General features: G+C 51.7%; 2 protein-coding genes and 1 pseudogene. All 3 read right to left on the reverse strand.

Annotated features, from left to right (window positions below; all coding sequences use genetic code 11):
* Positions 1-297, reverse strand: a 297-nt coding sequence (locus tag Q0294_RS10975; protein WP_299464780.1) for a hypothetical protein, incomplete at its 3' end; no start/stop codon positions are given.
* A 58-nt stretch (positions 298-355) separates the two neighbouring features.
* Entirely contained in the window at positions 356-2,815 is a 2,460-nt protein-coding gene (locus Q0294_RS10980; RefSeq protein WP_299464783.1) for a hypothetical protein, read from the reverse strand.
* A pseudogene (locus tag Q0294_RS10985) lies at positions 2,812-3,553 on the reverse strand (hypothetical protein); the annotation flags it as partial. The pseudogene Q0294_RS10985 and the gene Q0294_RS10980, both read right to left, overlap by 4 nt.

Below are 3,553 nucleotides of genomic sequence, written 5' to 3' on the forward strand. Positions count from 1 at the left end.
CAGCGCTTTGCGTCTCATTTTTTTCATGAGGCGAAAGAGAACAAAACTACCGGCCAGAAATACGATTATCGTGAGAGCAATCAGCAGGAACGAGGCGCGAAACCAGACTGGTAATTCGAGGTGGCTGAGTTGAAAGTAAGCCCAGTCGACAATGAAACTGAACCAGAAAATCAGACCGGCCACAGCCAGCAGTTTGGCGGTACCCTCCAGCAGAATGTATTTACGGATTTTTCCCCGTAACCGATCGAGTAGATCGATGATTTCCTGAGGAATCGCTGAATTTGAAGGTTCATTCATTCGTTTGCTTCACACTGACAAAACAGGGCAGTGATCTTATTATTTTCAACAGGATGATTTATGACAGTTTAAACAGTTTTCTCGTGAGCCATTCGGCTGATAAAAATCCGGCTAACAGGAAGAACACCCAGGACTGATCCCAGAGGGTTTTCAACCGTTCGTCGACTAAAAATTCTTCTCCCTGATCGGGCAGCAGTGCGGGAATCTTTTCCGCCTCATCAATGGTAAGGTATTCACCGCCTGTATCGCGGGAGAGTTCCTTGAGCCCTTTGACATTCTGACTCAGCGCCTCATCTTCGAGGCGGGGAAGTAATACAGAGAGGCTGCCATCCACCACTTGTCCTTTAGATGCTGGCACGGTCAGTTGGAAGCGATATTTTCCGGGAAGACTGGCGCGAAAGCTGGCGACATATTCTCCCGGGCGATTTCGATCGTGCATTAATAACAGGTTGGGAACCAGCGGTCTGCCGCGCGGGTCGATGACTTCCATCGGCACCGATTCCTGAATCAAAGGTTTAAATTCCGGATCGAGCAATCGGACACGCACAGAAACCGTCTGGCCGAGCAGATATTCATCCCGTTCGAGAATCAATGTGCCTCGTTTGGTACCTCGTTTCGTGCGACCCTGTCCGATATTCCGGATCAGCTTGGTCCAGAAACGGTCATAATAATCTTCTTCAATCGACCGTAACCGCCACATTTCCGGGCTGCCCAGATAAAAGCAGCGGCCTTCACCATAATACTGTGAAGCCATTAATATCGAGAAGCCATGTTCGGTCTGTGTTTTGGGATCTGGGAAATGGGCATAGACAGTGGCGGCTGCTTTGGCACCGTTGGATGGGTAACAGCGATAAATGCCGGGAAAGTTTTCCCATAATTCTCTGGATGTCGCCGGGTCATCAGTCAGCATCAGAAATCCAGCGTCGAGTCCGGCCTGAGTCCATTCAATCCTGCGGATCTGGACCGCTTCTTCATCCAGGTAATCACGCACGAACGAATTGATGGCGACAGGATACAGGTCGAGAATCGGTTGAAACCGTTCGGCGTCCTGCGCGAGTTTGGGTGTAAACACATCGCCGGCAACCAGGACAATCCCCCCGCCGCCAGTGGCCACCCATTCATTCAAGGTTTGCATCTGCTCTGGTGAGAGCAGTTCCCAATTCACGTCAAATGCGAGGACCACGTCATACTCAAACAGATCCGTTCGATCGGGGAATTCATAGAGCATCTGGTCGGCGTCCTGAGAGACGCCGGGGGACGCTGATTGCAGCCAGACATCGGACTTGATGGATGGGTGCCGATAAAGCATTGTGCGGGCAAATCGATAGTCTCGCATCGGGCCGCCGGCTAGAATCAGAACGCGTGTGGGGCGGCTGAAAACATTCACGCTATGTTCCAGTTCATTGTCCATCGCGTTGGCATCCTGGGCCAGTTGATTCCCCCGCACCCGCACGAGGTAGCTGATCTCACCTTCTTCGCTGGGTGTGCGTTCGAATTTGACATCCAGCGGAATCCCATCTTCGGTCGGAAGCAAAATGTCTCGTGATTCCTCGACGGTTGGTTGGGCTTCACCCTTGAGCTTTTTCAATAATTCGACAGTGATGTTTCGTCCCGGCATCCCGACCGCCTGCAGCAGTGCGGTGATTTCAAAACCGTCTCCAAACTGGACGTCGGTGGGGGCGATGATTTTGGAAACCTGAATATTCGCCGGTTTGGTCGGACTGCCGACGCCGAGGGTAATCAGGCGGACTTTTGATTCTTTCGCGACTTCATTCGCTGAGATTAAATCGGTGCCTGCATTGGAAGCGCCATCGGTGGCAATAATAATCCCGGACAGTGTGGAACCGTTAATTTCCCGAATCAACTGTCCCAACGATTCTCCGAGTCTGGTTTCCAGACCTTGAGGCTGCAGCAGGCTGTTCCAGTCGATTTGTGTTTTGGGTTTGATTTCCGCATTTGATTCTGCACTCGCTGGAGTCGGGTTCTGTGCTGTCTGTTCTTTGGGAAAGACATGATGCGGGCCCGTCAAAGTCTGGTCGAATGTGTAAACACTGACCTGGTGTTTTTTCTGCAGGTCTTTGATCAACGGTAAATCAGCCAGCAGTTTTTCAACGGCCTGCATGCGGCTGGGGACCGTTTGGCTGGCCGGTGAGCTGGCGTTGACGGGGACCAGTTGACTGGGATGCCTCATCGACAGCGAGGTATCGACGAGCACCGCCACGCGTGACGGACGAAAGGACATTTTTTGTGTTCGTTCGTGCGGATTGAATACAATGACAATCAAGGCGGCTAAAACGCAAAGTCTCAAGCCGGTCAGCCAGCAGCGCCAGAACAGGGGCAGTTGGACGGAATCCTTCCAGGCAGTCCGGAACGAAAGCGCCAGGATCGCAGCCAGGCCTCCCAGCAGTAACAGCCAGCCCCAGCCTGATTCGGGCGTATCATACTCGATCGAACGAAACGCGGTCGTTTCGCCGGCGGCGAGGATCAATGAATCAGACAAAGAAGAAAAAAAGTTCATGCAGCTGCACCCGCGATTGAGGGATGGTAGCTTAATCGATAAGCCAGTAATTGTTCACATATCAATACCAGGAACAGAATCACTAAAATGGAATTGGTGATTTCCCGCCCGGCTTCCTGCCCTTGAATCCACTGGAACTCTCCCGGCTCCTGAATCTGGATTTGCGACTGGTTGCCAAGTTCTTTGATTAATTCATCGGACGAGGCCAGTTCCAGATTGCTTTCTGTCACCGGAAAATTAAACGCATACATTTGTTGTTCCACCGTTTGATCCTGCCGCTTCAGTTGTACGGAATAGACGCCGGGTTGATCGGTTTCGCGGTAGGCAGTCACTAATTTCAATGGACCATTGCCGGCGGCATCCGCTTCCTGTTTGGGAGAGGCTTTCAGCCGTATCGTTCGCTCTCCCTGAGAAACAGGTGTTTGAATTTGAATTTCATCCGAAAAGACCGAGGCATCGAGCGAAAACGCAATCGGATCGCCGACAATTTCTGCCTGATCGTGGGATCGGGACTGAACCAGATATTTTTGCAGTTCCAGTTGGAATACGATAAAACTCGGATTAAACGCCCAGGAGTTCCAGGGTTCCCCTTCATTGGTCACCAGCGGACCCGCCGATGTGAGACAGGTGATAATGCGACCTTTGCCAAAACGGTGTTCAATGATGAACGGCGCCTGATTTCTGAGAGTGGCAATCACATTCACGCCCGATGCGTTTTGTGCCTGTGTCTGCAGCCAT

Origin of the sequence: uncultured Gimesia sp. (assembly GCF_937919775.1) — a bacterium.
Taxonomy (GTDB): Bacteria; Planctomycetota; Planctomycetia; order Planctomycetales; family Planctomycetaceae; genus Gimesia.

Coding starts and splice junctions, on each gene's coding strand:
- Q0294_RS10980 (WP_299464783.1), bottom strand. CDS start 2,815: ATGAACTTTTTTTCTTCTTTGTCTGATTCATTGATCCTCGCCGCCGGC.